Consider the following 331-nt stretch of genomic DNA (forward strand, 5'->3'; position numbering starts at 1 on the left):
CCCCGCGGGAAGTGACACCACGCTAAGAGACTCACCCGGTTGCGGGCGCGGTGCGTCGATGCCGGCGCGCAACGCGGTGGAATCTGGAGCCGGCGGCGGACAGGGGCTCGGAGTCAGCGCGGTGCGGTGCCGAAGCGGACACAGACGGCACGCCAGTCCGCGCGCGGGTACACGCGCGCGACGCGGACCCCTCGCCGCGGAAGGTGCCGCGCACGCTCGCCGATGCGGTGGCGACGCGTCGTGGGATCACGGCTCGGGCGTCGAACACGAGAACGCCGCGCGGCATCGGTGCGCACCGTCGAACCTCGCGACGGGTCGTCGCTCGGCGGGG

It is taken from the genome of Microbacterium sp. Leaf351 (genome assembly GCF_001423825.1).
Taxonomy (GTDB): domain Bacteria; phylum Actinomycetota; class Actinomycetes; order Actinomycetales; family Microbacteriaceae; genus Microbacterium; species Microbacterium ginsengisoli.